We start from the raw sequence: 23,595 nt of genomic DNA, 5'->3' as shown, positions 1-23,595 counted from the left end.
TAAGTCTACAGGTTCATTACACATACTCTCAATTACTTGAAAATCAACCGGATTATATATTGTAGTAACATTTTTTAATTTATGTTTGGCTTCTATTAATTTTTGAGTTGTCTTTGTTACCGCTACAATAGAATAACAATTACCATACATTAAACGCGTTAAACTTGACCTATTGGGCATATAATAATCTAGTAAATAGCTTCGGACACTAAAAATTACTTTGGACTTATAGAGCCATTTGGCAATTATTAATTCCTGAACGGTTTTTGTTCTGGGGCGAAAATCAATAATAAAATCAAACTTATTTTTTTTAAGGTATTTTTTCAAAAAAACAATACGTTGAATTTTATTCAGAACATCATTAGACTTATTTTTCAACTTGCCTAAATTGATCAATTTGCCAGCATACTCATAGGAAACATCGTCTAAAACGATTATATTATGCACATCTATTCCCTTTTTATCAAAAAAAATAGACAAGTTTGCCAATGCTTTTTCGGCACCCCCTGTACCAAGACGAAAACCTATTAGAGCAATTTTATATCTTCTGTCAGGCAAAATCATTTGTATTTTATTATTTTCGTCTCAAATATAAGAATTATGCGGATATTACTTGTAGGAGAATATAGCCTTTTACAAAATTCACTGAAAGAAGGTTTAATTAAACTAGGTCATGAGGTAGTTTTGATTGGGAACAGTAATGGCTTCAAATGTTATCCTGTAGATTATGATTACGAGGCAAAATGGTTAAAGAAAAAGATATTCACTATTCCAAGAAAAATTTTCTTTCGTTTGTTTAAATTTGATTTGGCAGGCTTGGAATATGGATTTCGATTTTATTTTTTTCTTCCAAAATTAAAAAACTTTGATATTGTCCAATTTGTTAATGAAGCTCCCATAAAAACAACAAAAAGGATAGAACTTTATTTAATGAAGCAAGTAGCAAAATCTAACAATCGTTTATTTTTACTGTCTTGTGGAATAGATTATATGACTTTGAAATATTATACTGAGAATCAGTCCTACAAATCAATACTACAACCATTTTTTCAAAATCAAAATCTTTATAAAGAATTCAATCCATTTTATGACTATTTTGAAAAAATGCATATTAAAATTCACGAATTTATTATGCGAAATTTCGATGGCTTAATTGCTACTGATTTTGATTATGTAGATGCTACAAAAAATTATTCTATTTACTCAGGTTTTATCCCTTATCCTGTGAATATAAATAAATTAGAATTTAAAGAATTAGTTATTGAAAACAAAATAATTATTTTTTTAGGCATCAATAAATACAGTTACAATCAAAAAGGAATTCCATATTTTGAAAAAGCGTTGAAAATAATAAAAGAAAAATATCAAGATAAAGTAGAAATAATAATTACGAATACAATTCCATATCCATTATATATTGAACTTTACAACAAATCCCATATTCTTTTAGATCAGAGCTTTAGCAGAGATCAAGGCTATAACGCACTGGAAGCCATGGCAAAAGGAAAAGTGGTATTCACAGGTGCAGAAAAAGAGTTTTTAGAGCATTACGGATTACAAGAAGATGAAGTAGTTATTAATGCTTTACCTGATTTAGATTATTTGGTTATGAAGCTATCTTTTTTAATTGAGAATCCAAAAGAAATTATTGCCATAGGAAAACGAGCAAGAACTTTTATAGAAAAGGAACACCATTATATTAAAATTGCTGAAAAATATTTAAAGGTTTGGGAAACTAATTAGACCGTTTTTAATTATTAAGTTATGTTATTCAACTCTATCAATTTTGCTTTTTTTTTACCAATTGTTTATTTACTCTATTGGTTTGTTGCAAATAAAAACCACAAAAAACAAAACATATTACTTCTTGTAGCAAGTTATTTTTTTTACTCTTGTTGGGATTATCTTTTTTTGTTTCTATTAATATTTTCGACACTTTTAGATTATTTCTCTGGTTTAAAAATATACAAATCTCAAAATTCAAAAACAAAAAAATTTTGGTTATGGTTGAGCATTAGTGCTAATCTTGGTTTGTTAGGATTTTTTAAATACTATAACTTTTTTGCAACTTCATTTTCAGAATTGTTAGCATCTTTTGGTTTAAATAGCAACCCATTATTATTAAAAGTAATACTTCCTGTTGGGATTTCTTTTTATACTTTTCACGGATTATCTTATGTCATCGATATTTATTACGATAGAATAAAACCCGAAAAGAACTTTGTTATTTACTCTGTTTTTGTGAGTTTCTTTCCCCTTTTGGTTGCCGGTCCAATAGAAAGAGCTACACATCTTTTACCACAAATTCAACGGAATAGAAAATTCAATTATACAGCAACAGCTGATGGTTTAAGACAAATCCTTTGGGGATTATTTAAGAAAATTGTAATTGCAGATAATTGTGCTGAGTATGTCAATCTTATTTTTAATGATTCCGCTCATCAATCAGGAAGTAATTTAGTGCTTGGTGCTTTATTATTTGCATTCCAAATTTATTGTGATTTTTCTGGATATTCAGACATTGCATTAGGAACTGCAAGACTTTTTGGAATAAATTTATTACGCAATTTTGCCTTTCCATACTTTTCGAGAGATATTGCTGAATTTTGGCGGCGATGGCATATTTCACTGACTTCATGGTTTAAAGATTATTTGTATATTCCTCTAGGCGGGAGCAAGACAGGCTCTTGGATAAAAGTAAGAAACATATTTATCATTTTTTTAATCAGTGGTTTTTGGCATGGTGCAAACTGGACATTCTTGGCTTGGGGATTTTTAAATGCATTATATTTTTTACCACTATTACTATTAAATAAAAACAGAAACAATACAGAAATTGTGGCTAAAGATAGATTAATACCTAATTTTAGTGAAATTATTCAAATACTGATTACTTTCTTACTTACAACATTTGCATGGATTTTCTTTAGAGCAAACAATATTACTCACGCCATAAACTACATCCATGGAATTTTCAATAAATCACTATTTACAAAACCAACAATATTTCCATTAACACTTTTAGTATTGTTATTATTCTTTATTATTATTGAATGGATAGGAAGAGAAAATCAGTATTCACTAGAAAGATTGGGATTTAAGTGGCCTAAAATGGTTCGAATTTCGTTTTATTACCTGTTAATTATAATTATCTTTATTTTCATGGGTAAAGAACAAGAATTTATATATTTCCAGTTTTGAGATGAAAAAATTTTTACAAAAATTCTTGATGTTTATTATTCCAATTTTGTTAATTTTAATAGGATTTGAACTTTATTTTAGGAACTCACAAAACTCATTTATTACCATAGCAAATTATTTTAAAAAAAACAAAGAAACTATTGAAGTTTTAATTTTAGGCTCATCTCATAATCAATGTGCTTTAAATCCTAAATTTTTTAAATTAAAAACTGTAAACCTATCATATGGTTCTCAGGACATACAGCTAGATTCAGCACTTTTTTTTCATAACGTAAAACAAATGAAGAATTTAAAAAAAGTGATTTTCGAATTAGACTATCATAGTCTAGACACTCAAAGAGACAAAGATTATTTCAGATATTCTTGGTACAGCATGTATTACGATATTGAAATTTACCCAATAAATTATTCAAACAAATTATCAATTTATTTATCCAATACAAAACTATTTAATAAAATTATTTTAGATAGATTTAATAAAAATTACAGACCACCAATTATAAATGAGTTTGGATTTGAAGAAGGAAATTTTTCAGACGAATTTTCTGAAATGAAATACGATACCAATAAAATAGCTAATTCTGCCAAAAAAAGAATTGAATTCAGACATAAAGAAATATCAGACCTTGATTTCAAAAAAAATTCAGAAAGAATCATGTCTATAATAGAATATTGTAAACAAAAAAATATTGAAATTTATATTTTTTCAACACCATTGTACAAAACCTACATTGATAATGAATTAATTATAAAAAAAATAAAGGTTAATAAATTTATTCAAAATTTAATTGCTAAATATAAAATTAAGTACTTGGATTTTGAAAAAAACAGAGATTTTACTATTAGAGATTTTAGTAATGATGATCACTTAAATGCAAAAGGTGCTGAAAAATATTCTAAGATTATAGATTCAATTATAAATAATTAAAAAATACTTTTTCTAAAAACCATACTCAACACTATCAAATATACTAAATAGGTAAAAGCATGGGCCATCACGACTCCTTCAACACCAAAAATAGTAACCAAATACAGACTTAAAAAATAGGTGATTGAAAGTGAAAACAATTCTGTAACAATAAAAACAACCGTCATTTTTTTTGCCAGTAAATTATAACCCAAAATTAAGGAAGCAACCTTCAAAAAATCACCTATTAATTGCCAAAAAAACAAACCAGTAACGGGAAGGAATTCAACTGTAAATAAGGTTTTAATTATGTAAAAACGCAAAAAATATAATATGATTATCCCAATACTAAATAACGGAAGTAAATACCTGTAAAAACTCCAAAAAATGCTTTTTGTTTCCTTATTACTAGTGGCAACGGTTAATTTTGGCAGAAAATAAATAGATAAAATTGTAGTAATAAACATTAGGTAATAACTCGAAATACGAGTTATTGTTTCCCAATAACCGGCTTGTTCTAAGCCTACAATATGAATTACATATTTCCTGACAGCCAAAAAAACCATTGGACCAATAACCGAAGAAACTAATGCCATTAGTGAAAAAGAAGACAGTTTTTTTATAATTTTAAAATCAAACTGGTTTAAATGGATTGCTTTAAAAAAATTGATTTCCCTATTGATAAAGAAGTATGTTATAAAAAACATTAGCGAGGGTGAAATAACAATTGAAAGTATGGCGCCTAATGTTTTGAAATATATTATCATAATAATAGAGACAAACAAGCCAACAGCATTTCCGATAATATTGATTTGAATCACCCTTTTATAGTGTCCTAAACCATTAATTACAGAAAGTAAAAATATAGAGGTTGCATACCAAGGAAGTGCCAATGCCAAACATTTAAAGACAATTCCGAAATTAGGATTAGTTCCAAAAATCTGAACACACAAATATTCTGAAAACAAGAACAAACCACTGCTCAAAAGTAAAGAAACCATAAATAGACTTGTAAAAACAGTAGATATAATTTTATTCAATTTTAAATTATCCTCTCTGCTTTGCGCTATATAATTTACAATTCCGTTTTGAAAACCTAATGTGGCTATACTTTCCAAAGACGAAATAAAATTCCTAAAATTACCAACTAAAGCCATACCCGATGGCCCAACAAAAATAGCCAACAATTTAGAAGTTACTAACCCAATTCCGATTTTAAAAATCACACTGATACTATTCAAAGAAGTAACTTTAAACAGTTCTTTAGCTGCTAATTTTTTAAGTATTTCCAAATTAAAATTGATTTAAAATCTGAATAACATAAGTCACCTCTTCCGATTTCATCACTGGGCTTATCGGCAAACTCAAAACTTCTTGATGTATTTTTTCAGTAATAGGATATGATAATTGGTCCCATGGTTCAAATGCTTTTTGCTTATGTGGGGAAATAGGATAGTGTATTAAAGTTTCAACACCATTTTGTTTCAAATAGTTTTGCAATTGTATACGTTTTTTAGTTCTAATAACAAACAAGTGAAACACATGACTAGGTGAACCATTCCAATAGGGTAAAGTTATTTTTGGGTTTTTAATTTCAGAAATGTATCGCCGTGCAATACTTCTTCTAACTTCATTTTCACTTTCAAGGTGAGGTAATTTGATATTCAAAAAAGCTGCTTGTATTTCATCTAATCTAGAATTTACACCGATGAATTCGTTTTGATATTTTTGTTCTGAACCATAATTTCTTAATGCAAACACTACTTGGGCAAGTTCATTATCATTAGTAGTAATTGCACCTGCGTCACCCAGAGCTCCAAGATTTTTACCAGGATAAAAACTAAATGCAGCAGCAGAAGACAAGTTTCCTGCTTTTTTTTCATTTAAACGACTACCATGAGCTTGAGCGGCATCTTCAATAATAAATAGATTATGCTTTTTTGCAATTGAATTTATATTTTCCATTTCAGCCAATTGTCCATAAAGATGGACTACTAAAATTGCTTTAGTTTTTGAAGTAATTTTATCTAGAATTAAATCAGGATCTATAGTATAGGTTTCTAATTTTGGTTCTACTAAAACTGGGACTAAATCGGCTTGAAGAATTGCTAAAATACTAGCTATAAAGGTATTGGCAGGAACTAGCACCTCATCTCCTTTTTGTAATTTGCCTAATTGAATATATCCTTTAAAAATAAGCACTAGAGCATCCAATCCATTGCCAACTCCCATACAATATTTTGTTCCACAAAATGATGCAAAATTAGTTTCAAAAGTTTTGACTTCATCTCCTAGAATAAACCAACCTTTATCAAGAACTTCTTGCATTTTTTGATGAATAGCTTCTTGAAAAGGCAAATTGATTTTATGTAAATCGAGGAATTTTATCATATCATAATAGAGTCTAAAAGAGTATAATTTTTTGTGGCTACTTCATAAAAATCTTGAGTAACAGAATTTGCTCCAAAACTTTCCTTCCAATAAAGCAATCCTTCATTTATTTTTTGACCCTTATCTTCGTGAGAAATACCAAAATCAAAATAAGTTTTATCTTTAAAAACATTCTTTATTAAATAATTAAATAAGAAATCTAAACTTCCTAATTTATTTTTATCTTCATTACCCGAAATATATTGTGCATGAACCACATTGTCTGAAACAAAAACTGTTGTTCCTGCCACGATTTTATCTTTATGATAAATATTAAATTGACGAATATTATTAGAAAATTTTTGACGTAACAAAGATATTTCACTTAGTGAATGAACGGGCTGAACATGGTGTTTTAAAGCTAAATTTGGCAGTAAAATTTCGTTCCAAAATCCAGATAAATCATCTTCTTCTATAATATTTAAACTATTCAAGTGGCCTTTTTTTATACCTCTTTTTCTAATTTTTGAATATAAAATTTCTTTTGTTAAATCAAGGACTGAAAGGCAATCTCTTCTAGTTAATTTTGCATGTGCCAAAAACAAAGCATATTCAATTTCTTCTGAAAAAAAAGTATGATAAATTGATGGTATCAGTTTCAATTGGAATGTATCAATTTTACTTTCATTCAAAAATTTTAAAGCACATTGCATAACAGCAATGACTTTACCTATTTTTATTTTATCATTAAAAACAAACCCACCATAAGTCAATCCTTGATGGGAATAAACTACATCCTGAACTCTATTAGCAGGAACTACTGAAACCAATTTTTTTTCTTCAAAAACCAGTAAAGAGAAATCCTCAAATCTATCTGAGTGGTATTCCATAAAATCGCGATGAAAGAGAAAAGTAGCATTTTTTGCATTGCTTATAAAAGCATTCCAAAGGGCAGAATCTTCCGAATTATAGCGTCTGACAGTATAGTTTTTCACAGTTGTTTTTTAAACATTGGAAAATTAAACATTTATTTTATAATAGCAGTAACTTAACGAAAAATAAGAAAATCAAAATAATTACCTATTTTTAGTGCAATTAAATTTAGAACTGTTATGAATTTAAAACGAAATTTACTGTACTTTATTGTCTTTTGGCTCAATATTAACTGCGTGAGAAGCCAAAATATTAGTATCTATAAGCAGTTTAATGGACGTTTTGATTTTACATTTTTTGGTAATACTATGAATAGCGCCGAAAATAATTCCGTTATTGACTATATAACTGGGACTTCATCTTCTGCTTCTTTGACAATGAATCCATCAGATGAAATAGAAAAGGCCTATTTATATTGGGCAGGAAGTGGCGATGGAGATTTTGAGGTAAATTTAAATTCAGAGACAATTACACCCGATAGAACTTTTAGTTACAATAGAACTTTTGGCATTGATACCTTCACCTATTTTAGTGCTTTTAAAGATGTTACTTCCATAATACAAAATACAGGAAATGGCAATTATACTTTGTCTAATCTTGATATTTCTGCTTTTGAAGATTTACATTTTCAAATAAAAACCAACTTTGCTGGTTGGGCCATTATAATTATCTACAAAAATAGTAACCTACCTATCAATCAAGTAAATATTTATGACGGATTACAAGGAGTACCTGATGAGTTAACTATAACTTTAAATAGTTTAAATGTCATAGATAATGCAAACTCCAAAGTTGGTTTTTTGGCTTGGGAAGGTGATTCTGGTTTGGCAACAGAAGAATTTAAATTCAATGGGAACTTATTAAGCAATTCGTTAAATCCTCAAAATAATGTTTTTAATGGAACCAACTCTTTTGATGAAAGCACCACTTTATATAATATGGATTTAGATGTTTATGATATTCAAAACAACATTCAAATTGGCGATTCATCTGCCGAAATTTCATTGACATCTTTTCAAGATTTTGTAATGATTAATACCGTGGTAACAAAATTAAATAGTCAATTGCCCGATGCCACTATTTCTATTAATTCTATAGAAAAACAATGTGACTCAAAAAGGGTGTTAGTTGATTATTCTGTTTCCAATTTAAATTGCACAGCATCACTACCTGCACAAACTCCTATCTCAATTTATGTCAATGGGCAGTTATTACAAACTATCGCAACTTCTGTTGCTATTCCAGTTAGCGGAACTATTTCTTCACAAATAAGTCTTACTTTATCAGGTGCTGTTGAGGAAAATTTCGAAATTAAATTTGTGGTTGATGATAAAGGAGATGGCACCGGAATTATAACAGAACTTGTGGAAAACAATAATATATTTTCTGTAAATGATTCGCTCTGGTTTTCTCCTAAATTCAATCCATTGGAAAATTTAGAGACCTGTAACGAAGGTTTTACAAAAGGGACTTTTAATTTTTCAAATTATGCTGAAGAAGTAAAAACAAATCCCGAAAACACAGTTCAATTTTATGAAACATTAGAAAATGCAGTGAATGGTGTAAACCCCATTTCAAACACAACAAATTATGTTGCAATAGCAACTCCCAAAGAAATTTTTATAAGAATTGACAATGAAAATTGTTTTAGTATTACCTCATTTTTATTAAAAACAAGAAATTGCCCGCCAACAGTTCATAACTATATCTCTGCTAATAATGATACTTACAACGATAATTTGACAATTGATGGATTATATGATATTTTCCTTAATTTTAAAATTGAAATTTATAACCGTTGGGGAAGATTGATTTGGACAGGAAATCATAACACAGATAAGTGGAGCGGACAAGTAAAAGATGGAATTGGAAGTGAAAATGCACCCGACGGGACTTATTTTTATTTGCTATTTTTGAATGATATTGACTATCCTAAACCATTGTCTGGTTATTTGTTTTTGGCACATTAATCTTCCCTTATAAACTTGATAAACTAATAAACCTTTACTATTGAAACAAATCACATCCGCTCAAAATCCTTATATTAAATCTTTAATACAACTCCAAGAAAAAGCAAAAGCCCGAAAACAATCGGGTATATTTTTAATTGAAGGCATGCGAGAAATTGAACTGGCTATCAAAGGTGACTATGAATTGGAAACACTATTATTTGTTCCAGAAGTAATAAACAATCTTCAAATTTTCAAATCTCCAAATCTCCAAATTGAATTAATTGAAATCTCCAAAGAAGTCTATAAAAAACTTGCTTACCGGGACACCACCGAAGGAATTATTGCTGTTGCTAAAACCAAATCCCTTCAACTTTCCGAATTAAAACTTCCAAAAAATCCATTGACAGTAGTAATGGAAGCCATTGAAAAACCAGGAAATATTGGCGCTATGTTGCGCACTTGTGATGCTGCCAATATTGATGCAGTAATTATTGCTAATCCAAAAACCGATTTATATAATCCAAATATTGTTCGATCCAGTGTGGGCTGTTTGTTCACCAATCAAATTGCAATGGCTACTACCGAAGAAACTATTGATTTTTTAATCCAAAATAAAATTAACTTCTACAGTGCAACTCTACAAAATTCGACTTCTTATCACGCTCAAGATTTTACACAACCTACAGCTTTAGTAGTTGGAACAGAAGCTACTGGGCTTTCTGAACTTTGGCGAGAAAAAGCTACACAAAACATCATCATTCCTATGCAAGGCGAAATAGATAGCATGAATGTTTCTGTTGCTGCAGCCATTTTAATTTTTGAAGCTAAACGTCAAAGAGGATTTAAATAACTATTTTTTTGATTTAGGAAATAGCTTTTTAAAATTTTCTATTTGCACATCTCATTTGTTATTTCTAATTTTAGGAATTGATTGAAAAATGCTATGATTGAAATTGATTTAGAGGAAGAAAAAAAAGCCATTGCTCGAGAATACAAAGAATTACTTCGAATTAGTTATCAAACACTCACTGATGCTGATAAAAAACTTATTCGAAAAGCATTTAATGTTGCTGTTGATGCTCATATAGACCAACGAAGAAAATCGGGGGAAGCCTATATTTTCCATCCTATTGGCGTAGCCAAAATTGTCGCTTCCGAAATCGGCCTTGGCCCAACAAGTATAGCCGCAGCATTAATGCACGATGTGGTTGAAGATACTGATGTTACTTTGGAAGATATTGAAAAAATGTTCAATCCAAAGATTGCCCATTTAGTTGAAGGTTTGACCAAAATTTCACAAGTTAAAAAAGACATGAACATCTCAATGCAAGCAGAGAACTTCCGTAAAATGCTATTGACCTTAAATGATGATGTTCGAGTAATCTTAATAAAACTTGCCGACCGTTTGCACAACATGCAAACCATGGACTCAATGCCTGATCATAAGCAAGTAAAGATTGCATCCGAAACGCTTTATATCTATGCACCTCTAGCTCATAGACTAGGGTTATATAATATCAAAACCAAGTTAGAAGACTTAGGATTAAAATATACTGAACCCGAAGTTTATAAAGATATTGTTAGCAAAATTAAAGAAACCAAAGAAGAGCAAGACGCCTATATTGACACTATATCAGATGTTTTAAAAAAATCCTTAGGCGAAGAAGGTATAGAATATATCATGAAAGGCAGGCCAAAATCAATATATTCTATTCGAAGAAAAATGGCAGCTCAGAATGTAACCTTTGATGAAGTGTATGATAAGTTTGCACTAAGAATAATTTATAATTCTAATCTTCATGATGAAAAATTTCTGGCTTGGAAAATCTACTCTATAGTTACTGATCATTATCGTCCAAGTCCAAGCCGTTTGCGCGATTGGATTTCCTCACCAAAATCTACAGGTTACGAAGCATTACACATTACAGTCATGGGACCAAAAGGTAGATGGGTAGAAATTCAAGTACGAAGTGAACGCATGGATGAAATTGCAGAAAAAGGATATGCTGCCCATTATAAATACAAACAAGGAGCCACAGAGGAAAGTGGTTTAGATACTTGGCTTAATCTTTTGAAAGAAGCTTTAGAAAGTTCCGAAACTAATGCTGTAGATTTTGTTGAAGATTTCAAAATGAATTTATATGCAAAAGAAATCTTCGTTTTTACTCCCAAAGGAGAAATTAAATCCTTGCCCAAAGGTGCCACTTCACTTGATTTTGCTTTTAGTGTTCACTCCGAAATTGGTATAAAAACAAGAGGAACTAGGGTAAACGGAAAATTGGTACCGCTAAATCATGAATTAAAAAGTGGTGACCAAATAGAAGTAATTACTTCTGTACATCAAAAACCAACTATAAACTGGTTAGATTATGTTACAACATCAAGAGCGAAAAACAAAATCAGAAATGTACTTAACGAAAACACTAAAAAAATTGCCGAAGACGGAAGAGAGCTATTGACACGAAAACTAAAGCATTTAAAAATTACGCTTAACGAAAATGTAATAAATGAATTGGTTAATTATCTAAAGTTAAAAACAAGTTTAGATTTATTTTACAGGATGGGAATTGGTTCTATAGAAAATCAACAACTCAAGGATTTTGCAGCTCAAAAAAGCAACTCTTTGATGAACTTTTTTAAGAATAAAATAAAACGTTCTCCAAATTCAAATCCTGAAGAAATAAATAAACAAGAGCTAAGTAATAACTATGACCTATTAGTTTTTGGTTCAGATCAAGACAAATTAGACTATAAATTATCATCCTGTTGCAACCCTATTCCAGGTGACGAAGTATTTGGTTTTATTACCATAAATGAAGGAATAAAAGTGCACAAGAAAGATTGTCCAAATGCCATAACATTACAATCTAATTATGCCTATAGAATTATGCAAGCTAAATGGATTGACTCTTCGCAACAAGAATTCAAAGCCATATTAAAAATTACTGGAATGGACAGTTTAGGTTTAACCAATGAATTGACCAAAGTAATTTCAAATAACATGAACGTTAACATTCAGAATATTTCTTTGAGTGGTGAAGCAGGTATTTTTTATGGACAAGTAGCTGTGGTGGTACAAAACAATAATATTCTGAAAAAACTTATTGATAATATTAAGAAAATTGATGGTGTTGATAAAGTAACTAGAGTTTATACCAACTAATAATAGTTTTGTTATTAACAAGACGTTTAAAACTTTGCAGTAAGTTTTTGGATTAATCATTTATACTTAAAACAAAAAATTTAACTTTGTAACATGACTTTAATTGCAAAAGATAATTCTAAAAATCAAGAGAAAGTAAAAAATGTTTTTACTGTGTATCTTGAGAACAAAGGACATCGCAAAACACCTGAACGCTATGCAATTCTTCAAGAAATTTACGATAGCGAAGAGCATTTTGATATTGAGAATTTATACCTCAAAATGAAAAACAAAAACTATCGCGTTTCAAGAGCCACATTATACAATACTATTGAACTTTTATTAGATTGTGGTTTAGTGCGTAAACATCAGTTTGGACAAAACCAAGCTCATTATGAAAAGTCATATTTTGACAAACAACACGATCATATTATAATGACAGATACAGGTGAAGTAATTGAATTTTGTGACCCACGAATTCAAACCATAAAACAAACTATTGAAGAAATATTTGGCATTGAAATACACAATCATTCACTATATTTTTATGCGAATAAAAAAAAATAACGCAAAATATATGGAATCGAAAGACTTTTAACTACAAACACAAAAAACAATATAATGACCGTAGATTTACTACTCGGATTACAATGGGGCGACGAAGGAAAAGGTAAAATCGTTGACGTTCTTACTTCAAAATATGACATTATCGCACGTTTTCAAGGCGGACCAAATGCAGGACATACTTTAGAATTTGACGGAATCAAACACGTTTTAAGAACCATTCCTTCGGGGATTTTTCACAGCAATAACATTAATATCATTGGAAATGGAGTCGTGATTGACCCAGTCGTTTTCAAAAGCGAAATTGATGGTTTAGCCAAATTCAACTTGGATTTAAAATCTAAACTAATTATTTCTCGCAAAGCGCATTTGATTTTACCAACTCATCGTTTACTCGATGCAGCTTCGGAAGCGTCAAAAGGAAAAGCCAAAATTGGTTCAACACTCAAAGGAATAGGTCCAACTTATATGGACAAAACAGGCAGAAACGGAATTCGGGTGGGAGATATTGAATTGGCTGATTTTAAAGAACGATATAGAGCATTGGCAGACAAACATGAAGCTATGATTTCATTTTACAATGTTGATATTCAATATAATTTAGCCGAATTGGAAAAAGAATTCTTTGAAGCCATTGAAGACTTAAAAAAATTAGATTTCATTGACAGTGAAGAATATTTGGCACAAGCTCAAAAAGCTGGAAAATCTATTCTTTGTGAAGGTGCTCAAGGTTCTTTGTTAGATGTTGATTTTGGAACTTATCCTTTTGTTACTTCATCCAATACTACTGCAGCTGGTGCTTGTACTGGCTTAGGCATTGCTCCAAATAAAATAAAAGAAGTATATGGGATTTTCAAAGCTTACACTACTCGGGTAGGCTCAGGACCTTTCCCAACAGAAGATTTTGGCGAAGCTGGGGATTTGATGGCAAGTGTTGGGAATGAATTTGGTTCGGTGACCGGAAGAAAACGCCGTTGTGGTTGGTTAGATTTAGTAGCACTGAAATATGCCATACAAATTAATGGCGTTACCCAACTCATGATGATGAAAGGCGATGTACTATCAGGTTTTGAAACGTTAAAAGTTGCTACAGGATACAATTATAAAGGCGAAACCATTAATCATTTACCTTATAATATTGAGGAAGAAAACGTCACTCCTATTTATACAGAATTCAAAGGATGGAAGCAAGACTTAACAGGTCTAACTACTTTCGAAAGTTTACCTAAGGAATTAAAAGAATACATCGAATTCATAGAACGTGAAGTGAATGTACCTATAAAAATAGTTTCTGTAGGCCCTGATAGAAAGCAAACAATTACACATAAATAATTCTTAATATCGATTTTGATTGAGGCTAATTTCATAAATTTGGCAAAATTTAAAACTATTGAAAAAGTTCCTTTTTTACATCGGATTAGTTCTTTTTGCCGTGACCTTTGCTCAAGCACAGAAATCATCCAAAATAAATGTTGAATACGCTGACTACTTTGATATCAATCAAACTGAAATTCCAGATGCTGCGTTACTAACTGGTAATGTCAGAGTGAGCCACGAAGGTGTAGTTTTTACTTGTAATAAAGCCTATTTTTTTCAAAAAGAAAATTATATCAAAGCTTTCGGTGATGTACAAATGGTGCAAGGCGATACACTATTCTTAAACAGTAAATATGCCGAATACAGTGGCGAAGTAAAAAAAGCCTTTGCTACTGGAAATGTAATAATGCGTTCACCAGAATCGACATTGGTCACTGATACGATTAATTTCGATAGAAATACCCAAGAAGCCTATTATAATACATTTGGCACTATAACCAGCAAAGAAAACACGCTTAAAAGTAAAGCAGGAAGATATTATGCCAATGAAAAGAAGTTCAAATTCCTGACTGCTGTAACAATTACTAATCCTAAATATACTATAAAATCCAATCATTTGGATTATTATACCAATTCGGGTCACTCCTATTTATTTGGGCCATCAACTATTACTAGCAAAGAAAACTACATCTATACCGAAAAAGGTTTTTATGATACGAAAAAGAATTTGGCCTATTTCAAAAGAAAATCCTATATTAAATACAAAGACCGTTTGATTGAAGGCGATAGTTTATACTATGACCGAAACCGAGAATATGCTTCGGCAACCAATAATGTGAAAATCACCGACACTATAAATAAAGGAATTATTAAAGGACATTATGCAGAGATTTATCGCAATTTGAAAACCGAGAAAGACTCTGTAATGATTACCAAAAGAGCCGTAGCCATTACTTTGGTAGAAAAAGATTCTATGTATATTCATGGTAAAAAAATGCTTATCACTGGAAAACCAGGAGAGCGCGTCATTAGAGCTTTTAACAATGTTCGTTTCTATAAAACGGATATGAGTGGCAAATGCGATTCTATTCATTCTGACCAAAAAATAGCACTAACAAAACTCATCGGCAGACCAATACTTTGGAATTATGAAAACCAAATGACTGGTGACATAATGCATCTAATTGGTAATAATAAAACCGAAAAACTAGACTCGTTAAAAGTACTAAATAATGCTTTTATTATTTCAAAAGACTCACTTGGCACTGGCTATAATCAAGTAAAAGGACAAAATCTTTTTGGGAAATTTAGGGACAACAAACTTTATGAAGTTGATGTTATTAAAAACACAGAAGTGATTTACTATATGCGTAATGACCAAAATGAATTGATTGGTATTAATAAAAATGTAAGTAGTAAAATCAATTTGACGTTAGATAAAAATACTATTGACTCTATTACTTTTTTCAACCAAGTAGACGGAGATATTTATCCCGAAAAAGATTTACCCGAAAATGCTCGTAAACTCCGAGGATTTATCTGGCGTGGCGATGAACGAATAAAATCTAAAGATGACATTTTCCCTGAAGAAGAAAACGAACTTGATGCTAAAATTCAAGCAGAGAGTAAAGCTGATATGAAAAAGAAAAATTTACCACTAAAACCAAGTAAAGAAACATTAGATTATGATAAAAATAATCTAAAACAAAGGATAAAATTAAATCATAAAATATGGTAACCCAAACATGTCCTAAGTGCAGAAAAAAATCCTTTACTTGGTATATAAGTGAGGTTTTGTCAAATATAACTGTTTGGAGCTGTACTTCTTGTCCTTTCCAAATATTTGAAGATGATAATGAAGAGGTAATATGTATAAACTGTAACGAAAAAACCAATACATTTTTACAAAATCAAGAAGAACAATTTAATTGGTGTTCCAATTGTGACACAATGACGAATTATCAAATTAATGAATAACCAAATAATCTGGGATTTAATAATACCATGAAAGAAGATTTCCTAAAATACCAGGCTCAAACCACACCCTATCCTTTGGGTATGGAAGTTTCACATGCAATTGGTTCATACATTTATGATACTTCTAACAAAAAATATTTAGACTTTGTAGCGGGAGTTTCAGCCTGCAGTTTGGGACATCAACATCCCAGAGTAAATCAAGCTATTAAGAATCAATTAGACAAATATTCGCATGTCATGGTTTATGGTGAATATGCTCAACATCCAGCGGTAGCATATTGTAAATTATTGACTGAACAATTACCTCCAAGCTTAAATAAAGTATATCTAGTAAATTCAGGAACAGAAGCTTGTGAAGGCGCTTTAAAATTGGTTCGCAGAGTAACTGGTAGAAGTCAATTAATTTCTTGTAACAATGCTTATCACGGGAATACCATGGGATCGTTGAGTGTTATGGGATTTGAAGAACGCAAACAAATTTTTCGTCCTTTAATTCCCGATGTGGATTTTATCACTTTTAATAATGAAGATGATATTCAAAAAATAACCACCAAAACTGCAGGGATTATTCTAGAAAGCATTCAAGGTGGAGCAGGATTCATCCAACCTCAAAATGATTTTTTAACAAAAATCAAAAAACGTTGTGAAGAAGTAGGTGCATTAATGATTATTGACGAAATCCAACCTGGCTTTGGTAGAACAGGAAAACTATTTGGCTTTGAAAACTATAATGTAATTCCTGACGTAGTAATTATTGGCAAAGGAATGGCTGGCGGAATGCCTGTTGGTGGTTTTATAGCCAATGAAAAATACATGGATTTATTAAGTCACGATCCAAAACTAGGACATATCACCACATTTGGCGGACATCCTGTCATAGCGGCAGCATGTTTAGCAACTTTAGAAGAAATTCTGGAAAAAGACTATACTTGTCAGTCTTTAGTTAAAGAAAAGTTATTCCGAGAGCTTTTGGTACATCCTTTGATTGATGAATTAAGAGGAAAAGGATTAATGCTTGCAGCAATGACAAAAAATCCTGAAATTACTAATAAAGTAATTTTCAAATGCCAAGACAAAGGATTGATTCTATTTTGGTTACTTTTTGAAGGTTGTGCTATCAGAATTACTCCTCCTTTAACCATTTCTGAAGATGAAATTAGAGAAGGTTGTGCCATTCTAATTGAAGCGATGAATGAAATAATGAATGAAATTTAGGGAATTAAAAAATTAAGATTACAATTTTTTTTACTTCTAAAATCAATAATCGTTAATCATCAATCACAAATCAATTGTTAATTAAATTGTTTACAACAATAATCGAGTAATTATAAAAAAAGCGCAACGATTTTCTACTTTTATTAAGTATAATTTTAAACCTACTGTTATGCATTTAGATCACGAAGAAGAAGAATACAACTTATCGTTATCGAAATTTGAATCTATGTTGAAAACCAACAAAGTACTCTTTTTCGACTCAGAGGAATTTGAGGAAATCATTTTGCATTATCTTGATATTGGCAAAGCTACTTTAGCCAAGAAAGCACTAAAATTAGCACTTGAACAACACCCCAAATCTACCGGATTAAAATTAGTACAAGTAGAAATGTTGGTGTATGACGAAAAATTAGATCAAGCAGAAAAATTGCTAAATGAATTATATTTTATTGAGCCTACCAACGAGGAAATTTTTATACAAAAAGCAAATATTTATTCTAAAAGAGATGATCACAGTAAAGCCGTGGAGCATTTACAAATAGCACTTAAATATACTGAAGATTATGCTGATGTTTATAACTTAATTGGAATGGAGTATCTTTTTATGGATAATCTAGAACTAGCCAAAGAGAATTTCATTAAATGCTTAGAAGAAGATTTTGAAGACCAATCAGCTTTATATAATGTAGTATACTGTTTTGAGTTTTTAGACCAAAATTTGCAAGCCATTGAATACCTTAAAACCTATATCGATAGAAATCCATACAGTGAAATTGCTTGGCATCAATGTGGAAGATTATATTATGGTGTGAAAGATTATGAAAACGCCGTTCGTTCTTTTGAATTCGCAACCTATATAGATGATGAATTCATTGGAGCCTACATGGAAAACGGGAAAGCATTAGAACGCTTGAAAAGATATGATGAAGCCATTGAAAGCTATAACAAAACAATTGAATTAGACGACCCAACTTCTTATGCTCTACTGCGCATTGGAAAATGTCATGAAAAACTTGGACACAAAGCAGAAGCTTTAAAGTATTTTAATAAAACAGTACATGAAGACCCGCTTTTAGACAAAGGTTGGATTGCTATCACTGATTATTATGTTCGTCAAAAAAATTATAAAAAAGGACTTTTTTATGTCAACAAAGCTTTAGCAATAGATGATCAAAATTGTTTATACTGGAAACGTTTTGCTACCATCAATAAAGCTTTGGATAATTTTGAAGAAGCTGAATTTGGATATCGAAAAGCGGTTGAATATGGCGATTATCAATTAGATACTTGGTTGTTTTGGGTAGATATGATGATGCAAATGGATGAATTCAATAATGCCATTTTAACCCTAATACAAGCAGCAGAATATTTTCCTGAAGAATATGAAGTAGAATACCGTCTGGCAGGTTTCCATTTAATGTTAAATGAAGAAGAAAAAGGAACATTTCATTTAAGTAATGGATTGCGTTTAAATTTTAAACATACTACTATTATTCAAAAATTATTTCCAATGGTATGGGAAAGACCTTCGGTGCAAGAGTATATTGCTAAACACAAAAAATCAGAATAAATGTCGAAAAGACTTTTTGGTCTAATCGGGAAAAATATTTCCTATTCATTCTCAAAAAAGTATTTCACAGAGAAATTTGCTTTGAACGAACTTGTAGCATGTAGTTATTCAAATTTTGACATTCAAACTATTGAAGAATTTCCAACTTTAATAAGATCAAATCCTGATTTAGAAGGGTTAAATGTAACTATACCCTACAAAGAATCTGTTATACCTTATTTAGACAAACTTTCAAAAAATGCTGCCCAAATTGGCGCTGTAAACGTTATTTGTTTTACTAAAAAAGGAAAAACAAAAGGTTACAATTCAGATTATTATGGTTTTATGAAATCATTAGAGCCACTTTTACAAGCGCATCATAAAAAAGCTTTAATCCTAGGGACTGGTGGTGCTGCAAAAGCTGTTGCTTATGCTTTAGACAAACTAGGAATTCTTCACGCTTTTGTTTCTAGAGAAGAAAAAAAAGATATGATTTGTTATAACCAAATAAACGCTTCAACTTTTGATAACTTTCACATTATAATCAATTGCACTCCAGTAGGAACTAGTCCAAATACCGAAGTGTTTCCAAAGATACCCTATCCTTTTTTTACTGAAAAGCATATTGCTTTTGATTTGATTTATAATCCTGAGGAAACACAATTTTTAAAAAATGCAAAAGAAAGAGGAGCTGTTACTAAAAACGGTTATGAAATGTTAGTATTACAAGCACAAAAAGCATGGAAAATTTGGAATAAATAACAAGTACTATGAACATCAAACTCATTGCTATTGGTAAAACAGATAATAAATCGTTACAAACTTTAATTGACGATTATTCAAAGCGATTATCTTTTTATGTCAAATTTAATTTGGAAATTATTCCTGATATCAAAAATGTAAAAAATCTTTCAGAAAGTCAGCAAAAGGAAAAAGAAGGTGAATTGATTTTATCAAAACTCACTCCAACTGATGAGTTGATTCTACTCGATGAAAATGGAACAACTTTTTCAAGTGTTGGTTTTTCAGATTATTTGCAAAAAAAAATGAACTCTAGTGTAAAGTCATTAGTATTTATAATTGGAGGACCTTATGGTTTTAGTGAGGAAGTATATAGAAAATCACTGGGGAAAGTTTCACTCTCAAGCATGACATTTTCGCATCAAATGGTGCGCTTATTTTTTATAGAACAATTATATCGTGGATTTACTATTTTGAAAAATGAACCCTATCATCATCAATAAAAAGTTCTATATATTTAGTTTAGTAAATATATTCTTTTTTGTAATTTATACTTATTCCCACCGGAATAACCAAATGCTTAATAAAAAATTCATACTCAATATATTTCCCAAACGACATACCTTTATCGAATGAAAAGTATATTCTAGAATTCTTTGGAAGCTTATTTATAAACTCTAGTATTTGACTTTTGGAAAAAACCATTTCATTATAATGTACTAAATCATTACGATCTAAATGAAAGCAAACCAAATTAAAATCTGGCTTTTCAAGTCTGAAATGAATTTTTGAAAAAGGCATAAAGGCCATTGTTTTTTTTACAGTATCGGTATAAGTAAAATAATTTTCATAAGTTTTATTTTTATACATACTTGATGATTTATTGTTTTGCAACTTTTTTACTTCTAAAATCACTTTTCGTAAAGGCAATCTTTTATCAATATTAAACAACCAATTGTTAGCATTTATAGAGTTCTTAGTATTGAAATCAACTAAAGTGTCTTTATTTTCAATTTTAAAAAATAAATTTATAGTAGAATAATCTTTAACCTCAGCAATTATTGATTCTGATGATATTGGCAACAAAACTTCTTTGTCTTGGCAGGACAACAGTAAAACAAAAAAACCTATAATCAGTATTTTTTTCATAATTGTGATACTAATTTCACACACTCAATAGCTTCTTTTACATCATGAACTCTCAAAATAGTTGCTCTTTTTTGAAGAGCAATCGTATTCAAAACCGAAGTGCCATTCAAGGCAAATTCTGCAGATATTTCTAGAGTTTTATATATCATAGATTTTCGTGAAACTCCAACTAATAGAGGTAATTCAAGCATTTGAAATAATTCTAAATTATTTAAAACTTCAAAATTTTGTTCAAGTGTTTTAGCAAATCCAAATCCTGGATCAATAATTAAATCATTAATTCCAAAACTTCTTGCCAAAGCTACTTTTTCAGAAAAGTAGAACAACATTTCCTTAGTAATATTTTCATATTGAGTCAAACTTTGCATGGTTTTAGAATTTCCTTTCATATGCATCATTATATAGGGCACTTGAAGTTTAGCTACAGTTTGTAACATGTTTTCATCCAAACTTCCTGCAGAAATATCATTTATAATACAAGCCCCATTTTCAATGCCAGCTTTAGCAACATTGGCACGAAAAGTATCAACAGCAATCAAAGTTTTTGAAAAATTATTTAATACTAAATTGATAACTGGAATTAATCGATTTTGCTCTTCTTGCTCTGAAACAAATTCTGAATTGGGTTTACTAGAATATGCGCCAATATCAATAAAATCAGCTCCTTCTGTTAGCATTTTTTCTACTTGAATTAGAATACTTTTTTCATTGGTATATTTCCCGCCATCAAAGAAAGAATTTGGGGTTATATTCAAAATCCCCATTACTTTTGGAGAAGATAAATCTATCAGTTTTCCAAGACAGTTAATTATCATTTATTATCTTTATGGAGTTATAATATTTTGTACTTTGAACTTCAATGTTTATTCTTTACTTTTGAGCAAATTTGATACAAATATACACCGAAATGAGTAATACTTCTCAACAATACGACAAGGTTATCGCAATATGCCGACAACTATATAGCAACAAAATGAAAGACTACGGAAGTGCTTGGCGCATTTTGAGACTACCTTCGCTCACTGATCAAATATTTATAAAAGCTCAAAGAATTAGAAGTTTACAACAAAATAAAACTCGCAAAATAGATGAAGATGAAACAGGAGAATTTATAGGGATAATAAATTATTCTATCATGGCTTTAATTCAATTGGATCTAGGAGTTGTTGAACAACCGGATTTAGATTTTGCTAAAGCCATTGAACTTTATGACTCAAAAGTAACTGTGACAAAATCATTAATGGAAGATAAAAATCATGATTATGGTGAAGCTTGGCGAGATATGCGAGTGAGTTCTTTGACTGATTTGATACTACAAAAATTACTTCGTGTAAAACAAATTGAAGATAACAAAGGAAAAACGTTAGTCTCTGAGGGCATTGACGCAAATTATCAAGACATGATTAATTACGCAGTTTTTGCATTGATTTTAATGAAATTTGGACAATAAAAATTAAAAATATGAGTGTTTCAAAAAATAATATAACAGGAGGAATTAGAATTTTGATTTCCTTTTTATTTCTACTTTCAGCTGTAGCAAAATTATATCCTTCACCTTATTTTGCCATTTCAACTTTTGAAGTGAAACAGTTATATACTATGGGTTTTTCTGAAAATTTTGCTCCGTTTTTTTCAAGAATTCTTATCGGAATAGAATTTGCTTTAGGATTGCTAATTCTACAAAAGAATTTTTTAACAACTATTATAATCCCTGCTACCATTTTACTTTTAGCAGTTTTTACAATACATTTATCAATCGTTACTATTCAAAATGGTGGTAACTCAGGAAACTGCGGTTGTTTTGGAAGTTTATTACCCATGACACCTATTGAGGCTATTCTAAAAAATGTAGTGGCGATGATTTTATTAGTTTGGCTGTTTGTTATTCTTCCAAAAAATAGTGAAAGAAAGAATAATTTTTGGGTATTGACAACAGTCACTTTTGCGGCAGTTTTAATGTTATTTATGTTGGCTCCAATTCAACCTCCTGAAAGTAATTTTACGTTATCAACTCCGGAAGAAACTATAACAGACTCCATATCAAAAACTTCTACAGAGAAATTAATAACAACACCTCATATAATAAAAGATTCTGTTAAAGTTAGTAAAGAAATACAAGAAGTTATTAAAACAGAACCAACCGAACCAGAAAAAAAGAAATCAGGTTATGCTCAATATTTTTCAAACATTGATAAGGGTAGAAAAACTCTTTGTTTCTTTGTCCCTGGTTGCGACCACTGTCGTGAAGCTGCAAAAGAATTAACTGAATTGAGAAAAACAAATAAAAATTTTCCTGAAATTTATATCATCTTTATGAATGAAGAAGCTGATTTAATTCCAGATTTTTTTAAAGATGCTGGAGCTGAATATCCCTATAAAATTATTGAGGTTATTCCGTTTTGGAATCTTTTAGGATCAAAAAGAGATACACCTGGTGTGAAATATATTTGGAATGGAAATGTCTATAAATATTATGATGGAATAACTTCTAATAAATTTGACCCAATTGATTATCAAAAATTGGTAAACAAACCTTATTTTGAAAATTTTAGTAGCCAAAAAAACAAGCATTAATACC

Annotated in this window: 21 protein-coding genes; 15 read left to right on the top strand and 6 right to left on the bottom strand. The window is 30.2% G+C overall.

What is annotated here, in order from left to right; genetic code table 11:
* Positions 1-564, bottom strand: a 564-nt coding sequence (locus ACOYLT_RS02030) for a glycosyltransferase (protein ID WP_422852173.1), incomplete at its 3' end; no start/stop codon positions are given.
* A 36-nt stretch (positions 565-600) separates the two neighbouring features.
* Between ACOYLT_RS02030 and ACOYLT_RS02025 the strand changes: the two genes are divergently transcribed.
* The 3 genes from ACOYLT_RS02025 to ACOYLT_RS02015 all read left to right on the top strand — a co-directional run bounded on the left by ACOYLT_RS02025 (position 601) and on the right by ACOYLT_RS02015 (position 4,129).
* Entirely contained in the window at positions 601-1,743 is a 1,143-nt protein-coding gene (locus tag ACOYLT_RS02025; RefSeq protein WP_422852172.1) for a glycosyltransferase family protein, read from the top strand.
* Between the two features lie 21 nt (positions 1,744-1,764).
* Positions 1,765-3,201 carry an MBOAT family O-acyltransferase gene (locus tag ACOYLT_RS02020; protein ID WP_422852171.1) on the top strand — a complete coding sequence of 479 codons (1,437 nt, stop codon included), beginning with the start codon at positions 1,765-1,767 and terminating at the stop codon, positions 3,199-3,201.
* A 280-nt stretch (positions 3,202-3,481) separates the two neighbouring features.
* Positions 3,482-4,129 (top strand): hypothetical protein, encoded by a 648-nt coding sequence (locus ACOYLT_RS02015; protein WP_422852170.1) that lies wholly within the window; start codon positions 3,482-3,484, stop codon positions 4,127-4,129.
* Here ACOYLT_RS02015 and ACOYLT_RS02010 read toward each other — a convergent pair.
* Genes ACOYLT_RS02010 through ACOYLT_RS02000 form a run of 3 tightly spaced genes read right to left on the bottom strand, consistent with a single transcriptional unit; the run spans position 4,126 to position 7,473 of the window.
* Positions 4,126-5,400: an O-antigen translocase gene (locus tag ACOYLT_RS02010; RefSeq protein ID WP_422852169.1), complete on the bottom strand. Its 1,275-nt coding sequence runs from the start codon at positions 5,398-5,400 to the stop codon at positions 4,126-4,128. The genes ACOYLT_RS02015 and ACOYLT_RS02010 overlap by 4 nt on opposite strands.
* Before the next feature lies 1 nt (position 5,401).
* Complete coding sequence (locus ACOYLT_RS02005) at positions 5,402-6,499, bottom strand: DegT/DnrJ/EryC1/StrS family aminotransferase (protein WP_422852168.1); 1,098 nt, start codon at positions 6,497-6,499, stop codon at positions 5,402-5,404.
* The gene (locus ACOYLT_RS02000) at positions 6,496-7,473 is read right to left on the bottom strand and encodes a GNAT family N-acetyltransferase (RefSeq protein ID WP_422852167.1); all 978 of its coding nucleotides are present in this window, start codon (positions 7,471-7,473) and stop codon (positions 6,496-6,498) included. The genes ACOYLT_RS02005 and ACOYLT_RS02000 overlap by 4 nt, the downstream gene beginning before the upstream one ends.
* 246 nt (positions 7,474-7,719) lie before the next feature.
* Between ACOYLT_RS02000 and ACOYLT_RS01995 the strand changes: the two genes are divergently transcribed.
* The 10 genes from ACOYLT_RS01995 to rlmH all read left to right on the top strand — a co-directional run bounded on the left by ACOYLT_RS01995 (position 7,720) and on the right by rlmH (position 20,371).
* Positions 7,720-9,381 carry a gliding motility-associated C-terminal domain-containing protein gene (locus ACOYLT_RS01995; protein WP_422852166.1) on the top strand — a complete coding sequence of 554 codons (1,662 nt, stop codon included), beginning with the start codon at positions 7,720-7,722 and terminating at the stop codon, positions 9,379-9,381.
* A 40-nt stretch (positions 9,382-9,421) separates the two neighbouring features.
* A complete protein-coding gene (locus ACOYLT_RS01990) occupies positions 9,422-10,213 on the top strand; it encodes a TrmH family RNA methyltransferase (RefSeq protein ID WP_422852165.1) in 792 nt (263 codons plus the stop codon).
* A 93-nt stretch (positions 10,214-10,306) separates the two neighbouring features.
* The gene (locus ACOYLT_RS01985) at positions 10,307-12,526 is read left to right on the top strand and encodes a RelA/SpoT family protein (protein ID WP_422852164.1); all 2,220 of its coding nucleotides are present in this window, start codon (positions 10,307-10,309) and stop codon (positions 12,524-12,526) included.
* Positions 12,527-12,619: 93 nt separating this feature from the next.
* Positions 12,620-13,072, top strand: coding sequence for a Fur family transcriptional regulator (locus ACOYLT_RS01980; protein WP_422852163.1), 453 nt, complete (start codon positions 12,620-12,622; stop codon positions 13,070-13,072).
* Between the two features lie 54 nt (positions 13,073-13,126).
* Complete coding sequence (locus ACOYLT_RS01975) at positions 13,127-14,401, top strand: adenylosuccinate synthase (protein ID WP_422852162.1); 1,275 nt, start codon at positions 13,127-13,129, stop codon at positions 14,399-14,401.
* A gap of 58 nt (positions 14,402-14,459) precedes the next feature.
* Positions 14,460-16,124: an OstA-like protein gene (locus ACOYLT_RS01970; RefSeq protein WP_422852161.1), complete on the top strand. Its 1,665-nt coding sequence runs from the start codon at positions 14,460-14,462 to the stop codon at positions 16,122-16,124.
* Between the two features lie 266 nt (positions 16,125-16,390).
* Positions 16,391-17,578, top strand: coding sequence for an aspartate aminotransferase family protein (locus ACOYLT_RS01965; RefSeq protein ID WP_422852160.1), 1,188 nt, complete (start codon positions 16,391-16,393; stop codon positions 17,576-17,578).
* Positions 17,579-17,747: 169 nt separating this feature from the next.
* Positions 17,748-19,148, top strand: a complete 1,401-nt coding sequence (locus ACOYLT_RS01960; RefSeq protein ID WP_422852159.1) for a tetratricopeptide repeat protein — start codon at positions 17,748-17,750, stop codon at positions 19,146-19,148.
* Positions 19,149-19,889: a shikimate dehydrogenase family protein gene (locus ACOYLT_RS01955; protein ID WP_422852158.1), complete on the top strand. Its 741-nt coding sequence runs from the start codon at positions 19,149-19,151 to the stop codon at positions 19,887-19,889.
* A gap of 8 nt (positions 19,890-19,897) precedes the next feature.
* Positions 19,898-20,371, top strand: coding sequence for a 23S rRNA (pseudouridine(1915)-N(3))-methyltransferase RlmH (rlmH, locus tag ACOYLT_RS01950; protein WP_422852157.1), 474 nt, complete (start codon positions 19,898-19,900; stop codon positions 20,369-20,371).
* 19 nt (positions 20,372-20,390) lie between these two features.
* Here rlmH and ACOYLT_RS01945 read toward each other — a convergent pair whose 3' ends face one another.
* On the bottom strand, positions 20,391-21,017 hold the full coding sequence (locus tag ACOYLT_RS01945; protein ID WP_422852156.1) for a hypothetical protein: 627 nt from the start codon (positions 21,015-21,017) through the stop codon (positions 20,391-20,393).
* Positions 21,014-21,832, bottom strand: coding sequence for a dihydropteroate synthase (folP, locus tag ACOYLT_RS01940; protein WP_422852155.1), 819 nt, complete (start codon positions 21,830-21,832; stop codon positions 21,014-21,016). The genes ACOYLT_RS01945 and folP overlap by 4 nt, the downstream gene beginning before the upstream one ends.
* A gap of 92 nt (positions 21,833-21,924) precedes the next feature.
* On the opposite strand from folP, the gene ACOYLT_RS01935 reads away from it, so the two are divergent.
* A complete protein-coding gene (locus ACOYLT_RS01935) occupies positions 21,925-22,467 on the top strand; it encodes a DUF1599 domain-containing protein (RefSeq protein ID WP_422852154.1) in 543 nt (180 codons plus the stop codon).
* An 11-nt stretch (positions 22,468-22,478) separates the two neighbouring features.
* On the top strand, positions 22,479-23,591 hold the full coding sequence (locus tag ACOYLT_RS01930; protein WP_422852153.1) for a DoxX family protein: 1,113 nt from the start codon (positions 22,479-22,481) through the stop codon (positions 23,589-23,591).
* Positions 23,592-23,595: the final 4 nt, after the last annotated feature.

The sequence above is a fragment of the Flavobacterium sp. genome (assembly GCF_049318185.1).
In the GTDB taxonomy this organism is placed as follows: domain Bacteria; phylum Bacteroidota; class Bacteroidia; order Flavobacteriales; family Flavobacteriaceae; genus Flavobacterium.
The sequence above is the reverse complement of the archived record's forward strand: the minus strand, read 5'-3'. Positions and strand labels throughout refer to the sequence as shown.